General features: G+C 63.4%; 17 protein-coding genes and 1 tRNA gene. 11 read left to right on the top strand and 7 right to left on the bottom strand.

Translation table 11 applies throughout. The features are described from left to right. Window positions 1–41 precede the first annotated feature (41 nt). Entirely contained in the window at window positions 42–701 is a 660-nt protein-coding gene (locus DK847_RS07070) for a L,D-transpeptidase (protein WP_245414540.1), read from the top strand. Between the two features lie 102 nt (window positions 702–803). On the opposite strand, the gene trxC is transcribed toward DK847_RS07070, so the two are convergent. After that, on the bottom strand, window positions 804–1,235 hold the full coding sequence (trxC, locus tag DK847_RS07065; protein WP_111197173.1) for a thioredoxin TrxC: 432 nt from the start codon (window positions 1,233–1,235) through the stop codon (window positions 804–806). Window positions 1,236–1,396: 161 nt separating this feature from the next. On the opposite strand from trxC, the gene sdhC reads away from it, so the two are divergent. The 6 genes from sdhC (at window position 1,397) to DK847_RS07035 (ending at window position 8,715) form a co-directional block, all read left to right on the top strand. Then, entirely contained in the window at window positions 1,397–1,792 is a 396-nt protein-coding gene (sdhC, locus tag DK847_RS07060; protein WP_111197172.1) for a succinate dehydrogenase, cytochrome b556 subunit, read from the top strand. Beyond that, a complete protein-coding gene (gene sdhD, locus DK847_RS07055; RefSeq protein ID WP_111197170.1) occupies window positions 1,792–2,172 on the top strand; it encodes a succinate dehydrogenase, hydrophobic membrane anchor protein in 381 nt (126 codons plus the stop codon). Before sdhC ends, sdhD begins: the two co-directional genes overlap by 1 nt. Further along, a complete protein-coding gene (sdhA, locus tag DK847_RS07050; protein ID WP_111197168.1) occupies window positions 2,172–4,013 on the top strand; it encodes a succinate dehydrogenase flavoprotein subunit in 1,842 nt (613 codons plus the stop codon). The genes sdhD and sdhA overlap by 1 nt, the downstream gene beginning before the upstream one ends. A gap of 12 nt (window positions 4,014–4,025) precedes the next feature. Next, window positions 4,026–4,802 carry a succinate dehydrogenase iron-sulfur subunit gene (locus DK847_RS07045; protein ID WP_111197167.1) on the top strand — a complete coding sequence of 259 codons (777 nt, stop codon included), beginning with the start codon at window positions 4,026–4,028 and terminating at the stop codon, window positions 4,800–4,802. A gap of 260 nt (window positions 4,803–5,062) precedes the next feature. Next, on the top strand, window positions 5,063–7,762 hold the full coding sequence (gene acnA, locus DK847_RS07040) for an aconitate hydratase AcnA (protein WP_111197165.1): 2,700 nt from the start codon (window positions 5,063–5,065) through the stop codon (window positions 7,760–7,762). A gap of 209 nt (window positions 7,763–7,971) precedes the next feature. Then, the gene (locus tag DK847_RS07035) at window positions 7,972–8,715 is read left to right on the top strand and encodes a DUF1223 domain-containing protein (protein WP_111197163.1); all 744 of its coding nucleotides are present in this window, start codon (window positions 7,972–7,974) and stop codon (window positions 8,713–8,715) included. A gap of 49 nt (window positions 8,716–8,764) precedes the next feature. On the opposite strand, the gene DK847_RS07030 is transcribed toward DK847_RS07035, so the two are convergent. The 3 genes from DK847_RS07030 to DK847_RS07020 all read right to left on the bottom strand — a co-directional run bounded on the left by DK847_RS07030 (window position 8,765) and on the right by DK847_RS07020 (window position 11,400). Next, window positions 8,765–9,463, bottom strand: a complete 699-nt coding sequence (locus DK847_RS07030) for a hemerythrin domain-containing protein (RefSeq protein WP_111197162.1) — start codon at window positions 9,461–9,463, stop codon at window positions 8,765–8,767. Between the two features lie 105 nt (window positions 9,464–9,568). Then, window positions 9,569–10,252, bottom strand: a complete 684-nt coding sequence (locus DK847_RS07025) for a hemerythrin domain-containing protein (protein WP_111197160.1) — start codon at window positions 10,250–10,252, stop codon at window positions 9,569–9,571. 110 nt (window positions 10,253–10,362) lie between these two features. Beyond that, the gene (locus tag DK847_RS07020; RefSeq protein WP_111197322.1) at window positions 10,363–11,400 is read right to left on the bottom strand and encodes an aspartate-semialdehyde dehydrogenase; all 1,038 of its coding nucleotides are present in this window, start codon (window positions 11,398–11,400) and stop codon (window positions 10,363–10,365) included. A 374-nt stretch (window positions 11,401–11,774) separates the two neighbouring features. Between DK847_RS07020 and DK847_RS07015 the strand changes: the two genes are divergently transcribed. Then, window positions 11,775–11,864, top strand: a tRNA-Ser gene (locus DK847_RS07015). 295 nt (window positions 11,865–12,159) lie between these two features. On the opposite strand, the gene DK847_RS07010 is transcribed toward DK847_RS07015, so the two are convergent. The 3 genes from DK847_RS07010 to DK847_RS07000 all read right to left on the bottom strand — a co-directional run bounded on the left by DK847_RS07010 (window position 12,160) and on the right by DK847_RS07000 (window position 15,645). Next, window positions 12,160–13,533 (bottom strand): aspartate aminotransferase family protein, encoded by a 1,374-nt coding sequence (locus tag DK847_RS07010; protein WP_111197158.1) that lies wholly within the window; start codon window positions 13,531–13,533, stop codon window positions 12,160–12,162. 20 nt (window positions 13,534–13,553) lie between these two features. After that, window positions 13,554–15,047 carry an NAD-dependent succinate-semialdehyde dehydrogenase gene (locus tag DK847_RS07005; protein WP_111197156.1) on the bottom strand — a complete coding sequence of 498 codons (1,494 nt, stop codon included), beginning with the start codon at window positions 15,045–15,047 and terminating at the stop codon, window positions 13,554–13,556. Window positions 15,048–15,165: 118 nt separating this feature from the next. Further along, on the bottom strand, window positions 15,166–15,645 hold the full coding sequence (locus DK847_RS07000; RefSeq protein WP_111197154.1) for an Lrp/AsnC family transcriptional regulator: 480 nt from the start codon (window positions 15,643–15,645) through the stop codon (window positions 15,166–15,168). A gap of 58 nt (window positions 15,646–15,703) precedes the next feature. Between DK847_RS07000 and ehuR the strand changes: the two genes are divergently transcribed. From ehuR to ehuB, 3 genes are all read left to right on the top strand, one after another. Further along, window positions 15,704–17,089: a MocR-like ectoine utilization transcription factor EhuR gene (ehuR, locus tag DK847_RS06995; protein WP_111197153.1), complete on the top strand. Its 1,386-nt coding sequence runs from the start codon at window positions 15,704–15,706 to the stop codon at window positions 17,087–17,089. Between the two features lie 93 nt (window positions 17,090–17,182). Next, on the top strand, window positions 17,183–17,968 hold the full coding sequence (ehuA, locus tag DK847_RS06990) for an ectoine/hydroxyectoine ABC transporter ATP-binding protein EhuA (RefSeq protein WP_111197151.1): 786 nt from the start codon (window positions 17,183–17,185) through the stop codon (window positions 17,966–17,968). A gap of 27 nt (window positions 17,969–17,995) precedes the next feature. Then, the gene (gene ehuB / locus DK847_RS06985; protein ID WP_111197149.1) at window positions 17,996–18,814 is read left to right on the top strand and encodes an ectoine/hydroxyectoine ABC transporter substrate-binding protein EhuB; all 819 of its coding nucleotides are present in this window, start codon (window positions 17,996–17,998) and stop codon (window positions 18,812–18,814) included. Window positions 18,815–18,864: the final 50 nt, after the last annotated feature.

Below are 18,864 nucleotides of genomic sequence, written 5' to 3'. Positions count from 1 at the left end.
CCCATATTAGAAGGCTGGAAAATTCTGCATGGGGACGTGACGTGAAGAGACGTGCATTGCTGTCGATGCTGGGGCTTGGCCTACTGGGCCTGCCCGCACTGAGCAGGCAGGCGCTGGCCACGGCCAGCGAGGACGAACTGGCCCAACCGAAGCGCCCGCCGCTCAAGAAGGGCCAGAAGAAGGCCGGAGTGAAGCCCTCCGGCAAGACGAAGCAGGTCTCGGCCAAGAACCGCATCAAGTACAAGGGGCGCGAGGTCGTCGACTTCGCCTCGGCCGAAAAGCCCGGCACCATCATCATCAAGACCAAGGAGCGGGCACTGTACCAGGTCATGCCGGACGGGCAGGCCATGCGCTATCTTGTGGCGGTCGGCAAGGAGGGCTTCTCCTGGTCCGGTACTGCGCGCGTCGGCATGAAGCGCGAAAACCCCAAGTGGACACCGCCGCCGGAGATGATCAAGCGCACACCCAAATACGCCAAGTGGCGGAACGGCATGCCCGGGGGCATCCCGGAGAACCCGCTGGGCGCGCGCGCGCTCTACCTGTTCAACAAGCAGGGCGACACCGGTTTCCGCATCCACGGCACCAACGCACCCTCTTCGATCGGCACCGCGGCCTCGTCAGGCTGCATCCGCATGCTGAACAACGAGGTGGTAGAACTCTTCGACGTGACACCGGTCGGGACCAAGGTGATCGTGCAGTAGTGGGCGTTCTCGCCCATCATCGCCGGGCTTGTCCCGGCGATCGCTCGTGAGGCGGCGGAAAGGATGGCCGGGACGTGCCCGGCCATGATGACATGGTAAGGTTTATCCCCGCACGGCATCCCTCACCCACTGCACGATCTGCCCCGCAGGCATCGCCCCTGACTGGCGAGCCACCTCCCGGCCGTCCTTGAACAGGATCATCGTCGGGATCGACCGGATGCCGTGGGCGGCGGCCTGGGCCTTGGCTGCCTCGGTGTCGAGCTTGGCGAATCGGACAGCGGGCTCCATCGCCTGGGCGGCCTTCTTGAACTCCGGCGCCATCATCTTGCAGGGGCCGCACCATTCCGCCCAGAAATCGACAACCACCGGTATGCCGCTCCGCGTGATCGTCTTCTCGAAGGTGCCGGCGGTGAGCTCGGCCGGGGTGCCGGTGAACAGCGGCTGGTGACATTTCCCGCAGCGGGCTTCCGCAGCCGGTTTTTCAGGCGGAACACGGTTCACGGCGGCACAGGTGGGGCAGACGATCTCAGTCATGGATTCCTCGACGCTTTGTCCTTATCTGGGAAGCAGCAGGCCGCGCAGCCATGATCTGCGTCAAGCGGTCTCAAGTCCCGACCGGTCTATGCCTTTCGGCGTATTTGCGATACTGCACCGCACAAGGTACAAATCCGGTCCGGGAACGGGAAAAAGGCAAAATGGCAGATACCAGGAACGCAGGGCGCCCCCTCTCGCCGCACCTGCAGATCTACCGCGGCGGACTGACGATGCTGATGTCCATCGTCCACCGCATCACCGGCGTGGCGCTCTATGCCGGCACGCTGCTCCTCGTCTGGTGGCTCACCGCCGCCGCGACCTCCGACCAGTATTTCGATTTCGTGCAGGCCGTGTTCGGCAGCTGGATCGGCAAGCTGGTGCTGTTCGGCTTCACCTGGGCGCTGATCCACCATACCCTCGGCGGCATCCGCCACCTCGTCTGGGACGTGGGCCACGGCTTCAACCTGAAGGACGTGGAGATGGGCGCCAAGCTGACGCTGGCCGCCTCGATCATCCTCACCCTCATCCTCTGGGCCATCGCTTTGGGAGTGTCGTGATGCTGAAGAAGACCCCGCTCGGCCAGGTCCTCGGCCTCGGTTCGGCCAAGGCCGGCACCGAACACTGGTGGCACCAGCGCGTGACGGCGATCGCCGGCATCCCGCTCGTCGTGTTCCTCATCGGCTATATCCTCGTCCATCGCGGCGCCTCGCGGGCCGAGATCGTGGCGAGCATGCAGAACCCCATCGTGGCGCTGCTCATGGCGCTGACCATCCTCAACCTCGTCTGGCACATGCGGCTGGGCCTGCAGGTAGTGATCGAGGACTACATCCACACCGACCACACCAAATATGCCCTGCTGCTGCTCAACACCTTCTTCGCCTGGGTGATGGCGCTGGCGGGCACCTATGCAATTCTCAAGATGAGCTTCGGACTCTGATGGCTGCTGTCGAAACCAAGAAGAAGGCCCCGAAGAGCTTCACCGTCGGGGGCCGCACCTATCCGGTGACGGATCATACCTATGACGTCGTCGTCGTGGGTGCTGGCGGTGCGGGGCTTCGCGCCACGCTGGGCGCCTCCCAGGCGGGCCTGCGCACGGCCTGCATCTCCAAGGTCTTCCCCACGCGCTCGCACACCGTGGCAGCCCAGGGCGGCATCGCCGCCTCGCTCGCCAACATGGGTGCCGATGACTGGCGCTGGCACATGTATGACACGGTGAAGGGTGCCGACTGGCTCGGCGACCAGGATGCCATCGAATATCTCTGCCGCAATGCGCCGACTGCCGTCTACGAGCTCGAGCACTTCGGCATGCCCTTCTCGCGCACCGAGGAAGGCAAGATCTACCAGCGGCCCTTCGGCGGCCACATGATGAATTTCGGCGACGGCCCGCCGGTGCAGCGCACCTGTGCCGCCGCCGACCGCACCGGCCATGCCATGCTGCACACGCTCTATGGCCAGTCGCTGCGCTATTCCGCCGAATTCTTCATCGAGTATTTCGCGCTCGACCTGATCATGGAGAATGGCGCCTGCCGCGGCGTCGTGGCCATGAACATGGAAGACGGCTCGATCCACCGCTTCCGCGCCCACGAGACGATCCTGGCGACGGGCGGCTATGGCCGGGCCTATTTCTCGGCGACCTCGGCCCACACCTGCACGGGTGACGGCAATGCCATGGTGCTGCGGGCAGGGCTCCCCTGCCAGGACATGGAATTCGTGCAGTTCCACCCCACCGGCATCTATGGCGCGGGCTGCCTCATCACCGAGGGTGCCCGCGGCGAAGGTGGCTATCTCACCAACAGCCAGGGCGAGCGCTTCATGGAGCGCTATGCGCCCTCGGCCAAGGATCTCGCCTCGCGCGACGTCGTCTCGCGCTCGATGACCATCGAGATCCGCGAGGGGCGCGGCGTGGGCGAGCACAAGGACCACATCCACCTGCACCTCGAGCACCTCGACCCCAAGGTGCTGCACGAGCGGCTGCCGGGCATTTCCGAATCGGCGAAGATCTTCGCCGGCGTCGACGTGACGCGCGAGCCGATCCCGATCCTGCCCACCGTGCACTACAACATGGGCGGCATCCCGACGAATTATCATGGCGAGGTCCTCGCCGGTGATCCTGCGAACCCCGAGAAGACCGTGCCGGGACTTATGGCAGTGGGCGAGGCGGCCTGCGTGTCGGTCCATGGCGCGAACCGCCTGGGTTCCAACTCGCTGATCGACCTCGTGGTCTTCGGCCGCGCGGCGGCCCTGCGCTGCGCCGAACTGGTGAAGCCCAATTCACCGCACGCCGATCTTCCCGCCGATGCGGGCGAGTTCTCGGTCAACCGCGTCGACCACTATCGCTTCGCCAATGGCAATACGCCGACGGCGGAACTGCGCGCCCGCATGCAGCGGACCATGCAGGACGACGCCGCGGTGTTCCGCACTGGCGAGACGCTGCAGCAGGGTGTCAGGCGCCTGGGCGAGGTCTGGCGCGGCATCGACGACATCAAGGTCTCCGACCACTCGCTGGTGTGGAACAGCGACCTGATCGAGACGCTCGAGTTCGAGAACCTCATCCTGCAGGCGGCAGCCACCGTCGTTTCGGCCGAAGCGCGCAAGGAAAGCCGCGGCGCACATGCCCGCGAGGACTTCCCCAACCGCGACGACGCCAACTGGATGAAGCACACGCTGGCTTGGGCCGATCGTGACAAGAAGACCGTCACGCTCAACTACCGCCCGGTGCACGACTTCACCATGTCGAGCGACATCGACTACATCAAGCCCAAGGCACGCGTTTACTGATCGGAACGAGACATGGCCGAATTCTCACTTCCCAGGAACTCCAAGGTCCAGCAGGGCAAGACCTGGCCGAAGCCCCAGGGCAAGAACCTGAAGGACTTCAAGATCTACCGCTGGAACCCCGATGACGGGCAGAACCCGCATATCGACACCTATACGGTCGACATGGACAAGTGTGGCCCGATGGTTCTCGACGCGCTGATCAAGATCAAGAACGAGCAGGACCCGACGCTGACCTTCAGGCGCTCATGCCGCGAGGGAATCTGCGGCTCCTGTGCCATGAACATCGACGGCACCAACACGCTCGCCTGCCTCAAGTCCTGCGACGAGGTGAAGGGCGACGTGAAGATCTATCCGCTGCCGCACATGCCGGTGATCAAGGACCTGGTGCCCGACCTCACCCGCTTCTATGCCCAGCACCGCTCGATCCAGCCCTGGCTCATCACCCAGTCGCCCGAGCCGCAGACCGAGTGGAAGCAGTATCCGGAAGACCGCAAGAAGCTCGACGGCCTCTACGAGTGCATCCTCTGCGCCTGCTGCTCGACGTCCTGCCCCTCCTACTGGTGGAACGGCGACCGCTATCTCGGCCCCGCCGCCCTGCTGCAGGCCTATCGCTGGCTCATCGATTCGCGCGACGAGGGGACAGGCGAGCGGCTGGACAATCTCGAGGACCCCTTCCGCCTCTATCGCTGCCACACCATCATGAACTGCGCCAAGACCTGCCCGAAGGGCCTGAGCCCGGCGAAGGCGATCGCGGAGATCAAGAAGATGATGGTGGAGCGGAGGGTCTGAGGGCCGGGCTCTCCCCTAACGATCATCATGGCCGGGCTTGTCCCGGCCATCTTTTTTGGCGCCCCGAAAGGATCGCCGGGACGAGCCCGGCGAAGATGGGGTTGTGGGGGATGGCAAGAAGGACGAGGTCGCGGCCAAACCCTCCCGCAATCTTCACACAAGCCATCGAACCAATTTATGGCTTCCGCCCTTGGTTCAACTGGTGCGGTTGCGCGAAAGCGATTAGAACCACGCCATCCCATTCCTGAAAGAGGCCCCCGATGTCGCTCGACAGCTTCAAGTGCCGCAAGACCCTCAAGGTCGGCGCCAAGACCTATACCTATTTCAGCCTCAAGGCCGCCGAGAAGAACGGCCTCAAGGGCATCTCGAAGCTGCCCTATTCGCTCAAGGTGCTGCTCGAGAACCTGCTGCGCTTCGAGGATGGCCGGTCAGTCACCAAGGCCGATATCCAGGCCATCGCCAAGTGGGTGAAGAACCGTGGGCGTGACGAGAAGGAAATCGCCTTCCGCCCGGCCCGCGTGCTGATGCAGGACTTCACCGGCGTTCCGGCGGTGGTCGACCTCGCCGCCATGCGCGACGCGATGAAGGGCCTCGGCAAGGACCCGAAGAAGATCAACCCGCTCGCCCCCGTCGACCTCGTGATCGACCACTCGGTGATGGTCGACTTCTTCGCCAACTCGAAGGCCTTCCGGAACAACGTCAACCTCGAATATGACCGCAACGGCGAGCGCTACACCTTCCTCAAGTGGGGGCAGGGGGCGTTTGACAATTTCCGCGTCGTGCCGCCCGGCACCGGCATCTGCCACCAGGTAAACCTCGAATATCTCGCCAAGACGGTGTGGACGAAGACCGAGAAGGTGAAGGGCAAGACCGTCACCTATGCCTACCCCGACACGCTGGTTGGCACCGACTCGCACACCACCATGGTCAACGGCCTCGCCGTGCTGGGCTGGGGCGTTGGCGGCATCGAGGCCGAGGCCGCGATGCTGGGCCAGCCCATCTCGATGCTGATCCCCGAAGTGATCGGCTTCCGCCTCGACGGCAAGCTGCCGGAAGGAACGACCGCCACCGACCTCGTGCTCACCGTCACTCAGATGCTGCGCAAGAAGGGCGTGGTCGGCAAGTTCGTCGAATTCTATGGCCCGGGCCTGGCGCATCTCTCGCTCGAGGACATGGCGACGATCGCCAACATGGCGCCCGAATATGGCGCGACCTGCGGCTTCTTCCCCATCAATGCCGAGACCATCGGCTACCTCAAGGGCACGGCGCGGGCTTCCGCACAGGTCGCCCTCGTCGAGAAATATGCCAAGGCGCAGGACATGTTCTGGACGCCCAAGGCGCCGGAGCCCGTTTTCTCCGACACGCTCGAACTGAACCTCGCCACGGTCGTTCCGTCCATGGCAGGGCCGAAGCGCCCGCAGGACCGGGTGGAGCTGGGCAACGCCGCCGCGGGCTTCGCCAAGGTGATGGCCGACGAGTTCAAGAAGGCCGAGGAGCTCGGCAAGCGCTTCAAGGTCGAGAACGCCAATTTCGACGTGGGCCATGGTGACGTGGTCATCGCCGCCATCACCTCCTGCACCAACACCTCGAACCCCTCCGTGATGATCGGCGCGGGCCTGCTGGCGCGCAATGCGGTGAAGGCGGGGCTCTCGTCGAAGCCGTGGGTGAAGACCTCGCTTGCGCCCGGCTCGCAGGTGGTGACTGAGTATCTCGATAGCTCGGGCCTCCAGAAGGACCTCGACAAGATCGGCTTCAACCTCGTCGGTTATGGCTGTACCACCTGCATCGGCAATTCGGGCCCGCTGCCGGAGAACATCTCCGACTCGATCCGCAAGAACGACCTCGTCGCCGCCGCGGTGCTCTCCGGCAACCGCAACTTCGAGGGCCGCGTGAACCCCGACGTGCGCGCCAACTACCTCGCCTCGCCGCCCCTGGTGGTGGCCTATGCGCTGGCGGGCTCGCTGAACGTCGACCTCACCAAGGACCCGATCGGCCATGACCGGAAGGGCAAGCCCGTCTACCTCAAGGACATCTGGCCCAGCGCCAAGGACGTCGCGGCCTTCGTCAGGAAGAACGTGACCCGCAAGGCCTATGCCTCGCGCTACAAGGACGTGTTCAAGGGCGACAAGCACTGGCGCGCGATCAAGGTGACGAAGGGCATGAACTATGCCTGGGACCAGAAGAGCACCTATGTGGCGAACCCCCCTTACTTCGAGGGCCTGTCGATGACGCCGGCACCGGTGAAGGACGTGGAGGGTGCGCGCATCCTCGGCCTCTTCCTCGACTCGATCACCACCGACCACATCTCGCCCGCCGGTGACATCAAGGCAGCGTCTCCCGCCGGCAAGTACCTCAATTCGCGTGGTGTGGAGAAGATCGACTTCAACTCCTACGGCGCGCGCCGCGGCCACCATGAGGTGATGATGCGCGGCACCTTCGCCAATATCCGCATCAAGAACCAGATGGTGCCGGGGGTGGAAGGCGGCGTCACCAAGTTCTATCCCGGTGGCGAGACCATGCCGATCTATGATGCGGCGATGAAATATGCCGAGACGGGCACGCCGCTCGTCATCTTCGCCGGCAAGGAATATGGCACCGGCTCGTCGCGTGACTGGGCGGCCAAGGGCACGCGCCTCTTGGGCGTGCGCGCCGTCATCGCCCAGAGCTTCGAGCGCATCCACCGCTCGAACCTGATCGGCATGGGTGTGGTTCCGCTGCAGTTCCGCGAGGGCGAGAGCTGGCAGACGCTGGGCCTCAAGGGTGACGAGACCGTCACCATCAGGGGCCTCGCCGAGGGCCTGAAGCCGCGTGCCGCGATGGTGGTGGACATCACCCGGGCGGATGGCAAGAAGGCCTCGGCCGAAGTCCTCTGCCGCATCGATACGCTGGACGAGCTCGACTACTACAAGAACGGCGGCATCATGCCTTACGTGCTGCGGAACCTCGCCAAGGCGGGGTGACGTTCAGGCGACCTCTCCCACCTCCATCATCGCCGGGCTTGTCCCGGCGAACCTTTTTCGGCGCTGCACTCTCCAAAGGATACCCGGGACAGGCCCGGGTATGATGGAAGGAGAGAATTGGCTCCGGGTGATCGGATAAGGAACGCATTCGTGAACGTCCTGCAAGGCTCGTGAGTGGCGCTCACGGGCCTTTCGCGCCATAAGGGGGCATGTCCGACGTGCTGTCCATCTCCCGCCGCCAGTGCCTCGCCCTCGGGGCGGGGGCGAGTATAGTCTGTCTGGCGGGTCGCGCCGAGGCGGTGGAGCCCATCGACGTGGTGGTGGAGCTGTTCTCGAGTCAGGGCTGCAATTCCTGTCCGCCTGGCGACAGGTTGCTGGCCGAGCTCCGTGACAAGCCGGGCGTGCTGGCGCTGACCTTCCACGTCGACTACTGGGACTATCTCGGCTGGAAGGACACGCTCGCCGGCCCCGACTTTTCGCAGCGCCAGTACGACTATGCCAAGGCGCGCGGCGACATGGACGTCTATACCCCGCAGATGATCGTCAACGGATCGAAGCAGATGGTCGGCAGCCAGCGCTCCGAAGTCTTTGCGGTGCTCGACCAATCGCGCGAGAAGACCTGGCCCGTGCCGGTGTCGATCAACGATCGCGGCAGGGAACTTGTCATCGACGTCGGGGCAGGCCAGGGCGAAGCGACGCTGTGGGTGATGCCCATCCTCGACCATGTGAGCGTGAAGATCGAGAAGGGCGAAATGGCCGGCCGCGAGGTGAGCTATACCAACGTGGTGAGGAAGCTCGTTCCCGCCGCCATGTGGAAGGGCGCACCAGCCAGCGTGTCGCTCCCCAAGGACGGATTGCTGACCCACGATGCCACAGGCTGCGTGGCGCTGCTGCAGAGCGGCAAGGTCGGGCCGGTGCTGGGCGTTTCCGCCTGGGGTCGCCTGACGAGCTAGGCGTGGCGCGTCCCCGCCCCCAGCAGCCTGAGGGCGGGGCCGGTGGGATTTACGCTGCCCGCAGCATCAGTTCGCCGACCACCGCACGATAGTCGCCGCCTTCCAGGGCCGGCTTGATGGCCGTGCTGAGCAGTCCGTTGAAGGCCTGTTCCGGCATAACCTTCTGCAGCTTTGCAATGAGGTCCACGCGTTCGCCATGGTTGAGGGCGGGCGCCATCAGCATCATCACCGCGGCCATCTTCTGCGGTGGCACGCCTGCCACGATGCGCGCTTCGATCTCCATCAGCTCGGCATCGGTGAATGTATCGTGCAGCGCGGTGAGGAGTTCCGTCTCCTCGATGTCCATGTGCTCGAGGTCATGCGCTGCGAAGACGGCATAGCGGCGATACAGGCGGCGGCCCATCAGCTCGCGCTCCGGCAGGGGCGCCTGTTCGATCATGGCGATCAGCTCCTCGATCTCCTCGAAACTCCGTTCGTGCTCCGCATGGTCCTCCGCCGCATGTGCGGAGGCGCCCGGTGCGCGCTGCTCGAGGGCCGAGTGGATCTCGCGGTTCTCACCCTCGAGATGGCCGCGGCCAAGGGAGAGGAGGTTGCGGAGATCGGCCATCACCACCTCGGTGCGGGCCCGGTCGCGATAGTCGAGCGCGCCCAGGGCCGGCAGCATGCGGCAATGGCCCAGCCGCAGCGCCTTGTGGATGTTGCGGTAGAAGTTGTAGCGGGTCTCGTCCGGGACGTAGTTGCTGGTCATGTCGTTCCTCCAGTGAAGCTGTGACTGCAATGCGGCCAGCCTAGCCTTCGCCGGAAGGCGATGACGTGATGTGCATCACAGCGTAGTACTCATGTAACGAAAATTTCAGGCAGCCGCCGAGCTGCTGGTGGCCAGCAGCGGACGCATCACCGGCTCCACCTCGGTGTCGTACTGGTCAGCATCCATGTACTGGCGCAGCACGGCCAACAGGCCTTCCAGTTCCGTCGTCGACAGGGCGGGCAGGAGCAGACGCATCAACGGCTCGAAATGGGCGGGTGCCAGGTCGGCGAAGGCATGGCCCTCGATGCCGCGCAGCGCCTCATCGTCGAGACTGTCATGCAGCGAGGAGAGCAGCAGGGTCTCGTCCTCGTCCATGCGCGCCATGTCCGAGGAGGTGTAGAGCGCATAGCAGCGATAGATGCTGCGTCCGGCAAGGCGGCGGCGCTGCGGTGCAGCCACGTTGACGGCCCGCACCAGCGAACCCAGTTCGCTGATGGCCGTGAGGTGCCCCAGGTGGTCCTGGCAGGCGGAGGCCTCCACCTCGAGTCCGCGCTGGCTGAGCGCCTCCAGCAGTGCCGCCTGGCGGGCCTCGGCCACCGACCGGTACAGCTCCAGATGCTGGACCAGCTGCAGCAGCAGGCGGCTTGCTGCCGCGTCATCGCCGAAGTCCTGTGCTCCCAGTTCCGACAGCATGCGGCAATGCCCGAAGCGCAGGGCCTTGTGCAGGAGGTGGAAAGGGTTGGGCCGGCTCTCGTCCGGCATGCATTTGGTGAGCCTGGGATAGGTCAAGGCCGGCGCTCCTGTGACGGGTTCATCTCACCCGTCAGCTAGGCACCGCCCACGAAAAAAGGATGTGACGGAGATCACATCCTTCTTTCCGATCCACAGACTGGAGCGCGTCAGGCGGCCTTCTTGATCAATCCGCGGTTGATCAGGCTTTCGGCGATCTGAACGGCGTTCAGTGCGGCACCCTTGCGCAAATTGTCCGACACCACCCAGAGGTTCAGGCCGTTGTCGATCGTCGCGTCCTCACGGATGCGAGAAATGAAGGTGGCGAAGTCGCCCACGCATTCGACGGGCGTCACGTAGCCGCCATTCTCGCGCTTGTCGACCACCATGCAGCCCGGCGCCTCGCGCAGGATCTCGCGTGCCTCCTCGGCGGAGATCGGCTGCTCGAACTCGATGTTCACGGCCTCGGAATGGCCGACGAAGACCGGAACGCGCACGCAGGTTGCGGTCAGCTTGATCTTGGGATCGAGGATCTTCTTGGTCTCGACCACCATCTTCCACTCTTCCTTGGTGTCGCCCGAGTCCATGAACACGTCGATGTGGGGAATGACATTGAAGGCGATCTGCTTGGTGAACTTCTTCGGCGTCGGTGCATCGGTGACGAAGATGCCCTTGGTCTGGTTCCACAGCTCGTCGAGGCCTTCCTTGCCCGCGCCCGAGACGGACTGGTAGGTGGCGACGACGACACGCTTGATCTTGGCCACGTCGTGGAGCGGCTTCAGCACCACGACGAGCTGTGCCGTGGAGCAGTTGGGGTTGGCGATGATGTTGCGGCGGTTGGGCCTGGCCATGTAATCGGCCAGCACATTGGCGTTCACTTCCGGAACGATCAGCGGCACCTCGGGGTCGTAGCGCCAGCAGGAAGAATTGTCGATCACGATGCAGCCGGTGGCGCCGATCTTGGGCGACCAGTCCTTCGACACGGCGGAACCCGCCGACATCAGGCAGAAATCGACCTTGGAGAAATCGAACTGCTCGAGGTCCTGGCACTTCAGCGTCTTGTCGCCGAAGGAGACTTCGACACCCATCGACTTGCGCGAGGCGATGGCGAAACACTCATCCACCGGAAACTGGCGCTCATCGAGGATCGACAGCATTTCGCGGCCCACATTGCCCGTGGCGCCGACGACCGCAACCTTGTAACCCATCTTCATTCTCCTAGAAGCCGTCCAACCCGTCCCCCGCGAGCTTGGAAAGCTCCGCTTTCGGGCAAAAGGGGGTTCAGCCTTCCACCCCCGCGGGGGAAGGCCGGGGGAGAAGGCTCACGCCGTTTTGGTGGTTTTCGTGAGTTTCACGGCCACGGGAAGGCCAGTGCGGTCCGCGGAAGCGGCGCACCTAAATCCAGTGATGACGGCGAAAAAGGCCATGCCTTGCCAGACGTCCTGCCTGTTCGTGAACGGCCGGGTTCTAGCCATCGAGGCCGCCTTAGTCAACCTCGGGGAAAATCGCCCCAAAAGGGGGTTGGCAGGGGCCCAATCGTCGGCTATCAACCGCCCGCGATCCACAGGCACGCCTGTATAGCGGAGAGGTGGCAGAGTGGTCGATCGCGCCGCACTCGAAATGCGGAGTACGGGTGACCGTACCGGGGGTTCGAATCCCTCCCTCTCCGCCATTTTACCAGTGCAAACTCCCACCCAGTCCAGATGAGCGTAGAAATTCCTTTTGGTTTCAAAAGGGTTTGGCAGAGGCGACCGTACTTCTGAGACTGGGTCCGGGCTAAAAATTGGTCTCAGGCGCCCTTCCGTCTCATTCCGACCGTACTTCCCCGAAATCAGTACGGTCAGAAAATATGAAGTCCAATCAGGCGCTTAGAAATTCAGCGTACCCGAACTATTGTGTACGGTTCCCCCGCCTGCGGGGGTGCAAATCTACGGTGCGCGGACCGGTGCGTAGGTTTGCGATATGCCTCAGCCCAACACCCTTTTGACCGCCTTAAGCGTCGCCGCGACTACGGTCTCGGCCTCCTTGGGCGTGAGGCAGAGCGGCGGCGCAAAGCCGAGAATGTCGCCCTGCGGCATGGCACGGCCAATCACCCCTTCCTCTAGCAGAGCGGAAGCGATCGTGGGGCCCACCTTGCTGCTTGGGTCGAAGAAACGTCGGTCGTCTCGGTCTTCCACAAACTCCACAGCGGCCATCAACCCGTCGCCACGTACCTCGCCCACATTGCGGTGGCCGGAGAGTGCATCTTTCAGCGCCTTATTGAAGTATGCGCCCGTCTCGCCGGCGTTCTTGACCAGCCCCATCTCATCGATGAGCGCCAGATTGGCAACGCCCGCGGCAGCGCAGATCGGATGGGCCGAATAGGTCCAGCCATGACCGATGGGCCCAAAGGCGTCCGAGCCCTGCACCAGCACGTCCCACACACGCTGCGAGACGATCGAGCCCGAGAGCGGCGCATAGGCGGAGGTGAGGCCCTTGGCGATTGTGATGAGGTCAGGCTCCATCCCATAATGTGTAGAGCCGAACATGCTGCCAAGCCTGCCGAAGCCTGTGACCACTTCATCTGCCACCAGCAGAATATCATACTTCTTCAGCACAGCTTGAATGGCAGCCCAATATCCCTTGGGCGGCGGGACGATGCCGCCGGTGCCGAGGATTGGCTCGCCGATGAAGGCAGCGATCGTGTCTGGTCCTTCGGCGAGGATCATCTCCTCCAGCTTTTCCGCGCAGTGCGCGCTGAACTGTTCCTCGCTTTGGTTGCGGTCGGCACGACGGAAGAAATAGGGCGCTTCGGTGTGGAGCACGGGTGCCCGCGGTAGATCGAAGTGGCTGTGGAAGAGCGCAAGCCCGGTGAGCGAGCCCGTCATCACGCCCGAGCCGTGATAGCCGCGCCAACGGCTGATGATCTTCTTCTTCTCGGGTCGGCCCAGGACGTTGTTATAATACCAGATGAGTTTGATATTGGTCTCATTGGCATCGGAGCCTGAGAGGCCAAAATAGACGCGGCTCATGTGGGCGGGCGCGCGTTCTACGATCATACGCGCCAGCGTGATGCTCGCCTCCGTACCGTGGCCCACATACGCATGATAGTAAGCAAGCTCATGTGCCTGCTTTGCGATGGCATCGGCGATCTCCGTACGACCATAGCCAACGTTTACGCAATAGAGCCCAGCAAAGGCGTCAAGACTGCGGCGACCTTCGCTGTCGGTAATGTAGCAGCCTTCACCGCCCTGCATCATGCGGCGCGGGCTCTCGCCGCGCGCATGGAGTGCCATGTGGGTAGAGGGGTGGAAGAAGTGGTCGCGGTCCCAGGCGTTTAGGTCGTTGGTGCGGTTCGGCATGATGTGTTCCCTTTCCTGCCTCAGGCGGCGGTGTCGATGCAGAGATATTTGAGTTCTGTGAAGGCTTCCATCCCGTGGCGCGATCCTTCGCGACCAAGGCCCGACTGTTTCCAGCCGCCGAAAGGAACGGGGCCCCCAGTGATCTTCACGCGGTTGATCGCCACCATGCCATAGGCAAGGGCGCGCGACAGGCGCAGCGCGCGCGCACCGTCCTTGGTGACGATATAGGCGGCGAGTCCGTATTCACTCGCATTGGCGCGGACGATGACCTCTTCTTCCGTGTCGAAGCACATCACCGCCGCAACGGGACCGAACGTCTCCTCGCGATGGATCAACGCATCTTCTGGCACACCTTCGAGTAGTGTCGGCAGGTATGCGAGCGGAAGCTCCGGGTGAGTTGTGCCTCCGGTGAGCAGCCTGCCGCCGCGGTCCAGTGCATCCTTCACCTGCGCCTCGACCTTGGCGAGGGCGCGGGCATGCATCAGGGGGCCGATCTCAGTGTCTGACTCAAGTCCTGCTCCCACCTTTAGCGCCGCGATTCTCTCGGCGAAGCGGCGTGTAAAGGTGGCGAGCAGCGGGCGCTCCACATAGATTCGGTTTGCGGCGAGACAGTCCTGCCCGGAGGTCGCAAATTTGGCATCGATGGCGATGCTGACGGCGCGTTCCACATCTGCGTCAGAGAAGATGATGAGAGGCGCGTGGCCGCCAAGCTCCATCACCAACCGCTTCATGGTCGCCGCACAGCGCGCGGCAATCATCTTGCCGATCTCAGTGGAGCCGGTGAAGGACATGGCGCGGAGCCTTGGGTCCGCGCACATGCGCCCAACGATCGTTTCCGCATCGCCTGGCACGACGTTCATAACACCCGCTGGAAGCCCGGCGCGTTCGGCGAGCTCGGCCAGCGCCAAGCCTGAGAGCGGCGTCTCTGCGCTCGGGTGGACGACGGCGGTGCAGCCTGCCGCGAGTGCGGCAGCCACCTTGCGTGTGATCATGGCGCTCGGAAAGTTCCACGGCGTCACCACGCCCACGGGGCCCAGTGCCTCACGCCGCACGATCATCTCAGCGTTCTTCAGGTGCGGCGTTACGCTCTCGGCATTGAGGCGCAGTGCCTCGCCCGCATACCAGTCGAGGAATTCCGCTGCATAGGCGATCTCGCCGCGGCTCTCGGCTAAGGGCTTTCCCTGTTCGAGGGTCATGATCAAGGCGAGGTCTTCCGCATTGGCCAGCATCAGCTCGCCCCAGCGCCGCAGGATACGGGCGCGGTCCTGGGGCAGGCGGTCACGCCATGGGGCAAAGGCCGCTTCCGCCGCCGCGATGGCGGCCTCCGTCTGGGTCATGCCCAGTGCCGCTACGCGAGCCACAAGCAGGCCCGTTGCGGGGTCCGTTACAGCGAAATCGGCGGCGTCAGAGGCGGCTGTCCAGCGGCCGGCCACATGGCCCAGTGTCCTGAGGAGCGTGCGATCCTGGAGGCGTGAGAGGGCAGGGTGCATCAGGGACTGCTGGTGGATGTTCATTTCTTAACCTCGTTGCGAGGCCCCAGAGACTGGCGCGGGTGTGCTGGAGATAGTGGCCAAAGTTGACGGCGCCGGTGCGTAGTCGGTCTTTCTTTCTGCGGATTACTAGAGAATTTCTCTAGTCTTCGGGTGCGAAGAGCTGCACCGGCACTCCGGCATCCTCCTTCACGGTGCGGGTCACGATGTAGGTAAAGTAGCGGTCGATACCGATCTCGGCGGCCAGCATGCGGTCGATGAGGCGCTGGTAGGAATCGATGTCACGCGCCACGACTTTGAGAATATAGTCGACGCCACCGCCCACCGACCAGCAGGCCACCACCTCCGGCATCTGGGCAATGGCTCGCTCAAAGCGGTCGAAGTCGGCCTGACGGTGGCTGGCCAGCGTCACCTCAACGAGGACGCTTGCAAAGGAGGCCGTGCGGCGGGGTGAGAGCTTGGCGTGATAACCCGCGATCAGGCCGGCCTGCTCTAGCTTGCGCAGCCTTAGCCAACAGGGCGTAGGCGAGAGACCCGCCAACTCTGCGAGCTTCAGCTTGGTGATGCGCCCGTCCTTCTGCACCGCCTCCAGGATGCGGAGGTCGATGGAATCCAGCTTCATGCGGAACCCCGTACTATTTCATTTGCAGAATGACATGAATTGCAGCACATTTTCAATCATGACAATCTGGATGCCAAATCCTGCCGGCCTCTCGCGGCCTGCCTATCTCTCCCTTGCAGAGCAGTTCGCTCGCGCGATCGAGAACGGCGATCTGCCGTCGGGAGCAAAGCTCATGCCGCACCGGAAGTTGGCAGACCGACTGGGGCTAGCTGTGCAGACGGTTAGCCGCGCCTATGAGGAGTTGACGCGGCGCGGCCTCGTGCAAGGCGAGATCGGTCGCGGATCCTTCGTTCTGGGGCCGGGCACCGAAGCGCGTCAGCCCTATCTGCCGGATCGGAAAGGCGAGGTTATCGACCTCTCGATCCTCAAGCCGGTGGTCGATGCCATGCACCTCGACCGGATGCGGCAGGGCTTCGCCTGGCTGGCGGAGAACATGGCGGTCTCCTCCGCTCTGTCGTTCCGGCCCAACGTGGTGATGCCGCATCACCGCAACGTGGCCGCAGGCTGGTTGAATCGGCTGGGGATCGACGCGGATCCGTCCGGCATTATGCTGACCAATGGGGCCACTCCGGCGATCACCACTGCCGTGATGAGCGTGGTGCCGCCGGGTTCGGGGCTGGCGGCGGAAACGCTAACCCACCATACACTGAAGCCACTCTGCGCCTATCTCGGCATCCACCTCGAGGGGGTGGCGATGGACGCTCACGGCATGCGCCCCCAAGCCCTCGACGAAATCGCCCGGAGGGGCCAGATTCGCGCAGTCTATCTCCAGCCCAACGTCATCAACCCCCAGGCCATTATGATGCCCCCAGAGCGCCGGGGTGAGCTCGTCGAGGTTGTCCGCCGCCATGATCTGGCGATCATCGAGAACGACATCCTGAACGTCATGATCGCGAGTCGCCCTCCGGCCATCGCAGCGCTTGCGCCGGAGCGGACGCTCTACATTTGCGGCTTCACCAAGATCACTGTTCCGGGGCTACGGCTGGCTTATCTCTATGCGCCGCTGCGCTATGCCACGGCGGCCGCCAACCGGCACCTGGTGGCGAGTTGGATGGCCACTGCACCCATGGCCGACCTGCTCTCGCAATGGGTGAAGGACGGCACGGTGCTGGAGCTGGCGCAGTGGCAGGCCGCTGCCTTGGCCGAGCGCCACGTGCTGGCGACTGAGGCGCTGGGCGGCTGGATGCCTACCTGCCACCCCGAGAGCCTGCATCTCTGGATCAACCTACCCGAGGCCTGGCCCGAGGTGGAGTTCGTGACGCAGGCGCGGCTTATGGGCGTCGCCGTCGCCCCCGGAAACGCCTTCTGCGCGACCGAAAAGGGCAGGGCCCAGGCGGTGCGCATTTCTCTGGGCTCAACTCGCGCCGACGACTTGCGTCGTGGCCTTGCCACCATAGCGGGCCTTCTGACGGATGCGCCGGAGGCACTGCTGCCTACAATTTGAGGTCATTCGCAGAATAATTGTCATGACACAATTTAAAAATTGACATGATTTGAACTCAGTACAATTATGCCGCCAACCTCATAGGGGCGGTACATGGTCGAACCCATCATCCAAATCGACAAGCTGGACAAGTCCTTTGGACCGCTGAAGGTGCTGGACGGCTTGTCCTTCGACGTGATGCCGGGTGAGAAGTTGGCCCTTATCGGCCCCTCGGGCTCTGGCAAGACGACGATCCTGCGCATCCTCATGACGCTGGAGACGATCACCGCCGGACACATCAAGGTCTGCGGGGAACAACTCTACCACATGCAGCGCAGTGGCCACGAGGTCCCTGCCGACGAACCTCACCTGCACAAGATGCGTTCACACATCGGCATGGTGTTCCAGCACTTCAACCTATTCCCCCACAAATGCGTACTGGACAACATTACGCTCGCCCCCATGCTCACCAAGGGCGAGGTGCGTGCCAAGGCCGAGCAGCGCGCCATGGAACTCCTTGAGATGGTGGGACTCGCTGACAAGGCAAAGGCCATGCCCGCCCAACTCTCGGGTGGGCAGAAGCAGCGCGTGGCGATCGCCCGCGCGCTGGCCCTCAAGCCCCGCATCATGCTGTTCGACGAGGTGACGAGCGCACTCGACCCGGAACTTGTCGAAGAGGTACTTCTAGTGATGAAGCGGCTCGCCGCCGAAACTGACATGACGATGCTTCTCGTAACTCACGAGATGGGCTTCGCCCACGAATTCGCCGACCGCGTGCTGTTCTTCGACAAGGGCCGCATTGTGGAGCAGGGCTCGCCGGATAAAATCTTCCGCCATCCCTCGCATGAGCGAACCCAGTCCTTCCTGCGCAAAATAATCGCGGCAGGACACCGTGTTTGACAACTAACAACAACGGAGAGAGACGTCATGAAGAAGACTTTGATTGCCTTGACGCTACTGCTTGCGCCGACATCGGTCCTAGCCGACACGCTGGATGACCTGAAGGCACAGGGGTTTGTGCGAATCGCTATCGCCAACGAGCCACCCTTCACGGCCGTTGCGGCAGACGGTACCGTCTCCGGTGCCGCCCCGGATGTCGCGCGTGTCATCTTCAAGCGCCTCGGTGTGAATGACGTTGTGGCCTCAATTAGCGAGTATGGGGCTATGATCCCGGGGCTTCAGGCACGCCGTCATGATGCCATCACCGCCGGCTTGTTCATGAAGCCGGAGCGCTGCCAAGCTGTCGCCTATTCGGAACCCATTCTCTGCGACGCAGAGTCTTTCCTAGTGTTGAAGGGTAATCCCAAGGGCTTCAAGTCATTCGCAGACATCGCTGCCAACCCGGATGCTAAGATCGGCGCGCCAGGTGGCGGCACCGAGGAAAAGCTCGCACTCGAAGCCGGCGTTCCGCGGGACCGAGTAATCGTAGTCCCAGATGGTCAGTCTGGCCTCAAGATGCTGCAAGACGGTCGCATTGATGTCTACTCGCTGCCTGTGCTCTCTATCTCGGACCTCATGAAGAAGGCCAATGATCCGAACCTCGAGAAGGTCGCTCCGGTGCAGGGTGCGCCTGTCTATTGTGATGGCGCGGCATTCCGCAAAGAAGATGTGGCCCTGCGCGACGCCTTCGACAAGGAACTGGCAAAGATGAAAGCCAATGGCGAATTCGCCGCCATCGTAGAGCCCTACGGCTTCTCGGCTGCGGCAGCGAGCGCCACAAGCCGCGCCAAACTCTGCGGCGAATAAAGCGCAACGCGGGCGGCGCTCCCTGCTTCTAGGGTGCGCCGCCTCACTCC

It is taken from the genome of Aestuariivirga litoralis, from assembly GCF_003234965.1.
GTDB classification, from domain to species: Bacteria; Pseudomonadota; Alphaproteobacteria; order Rhizobiales; family Aestuariivirgaceae; genus Aestuariivirga; species Aestuariivirga litoralis.
Note: the sequence above shows the minus strand (reverse complement) of the source record. Positions and strands in the feature narration are given on the sequence as shown.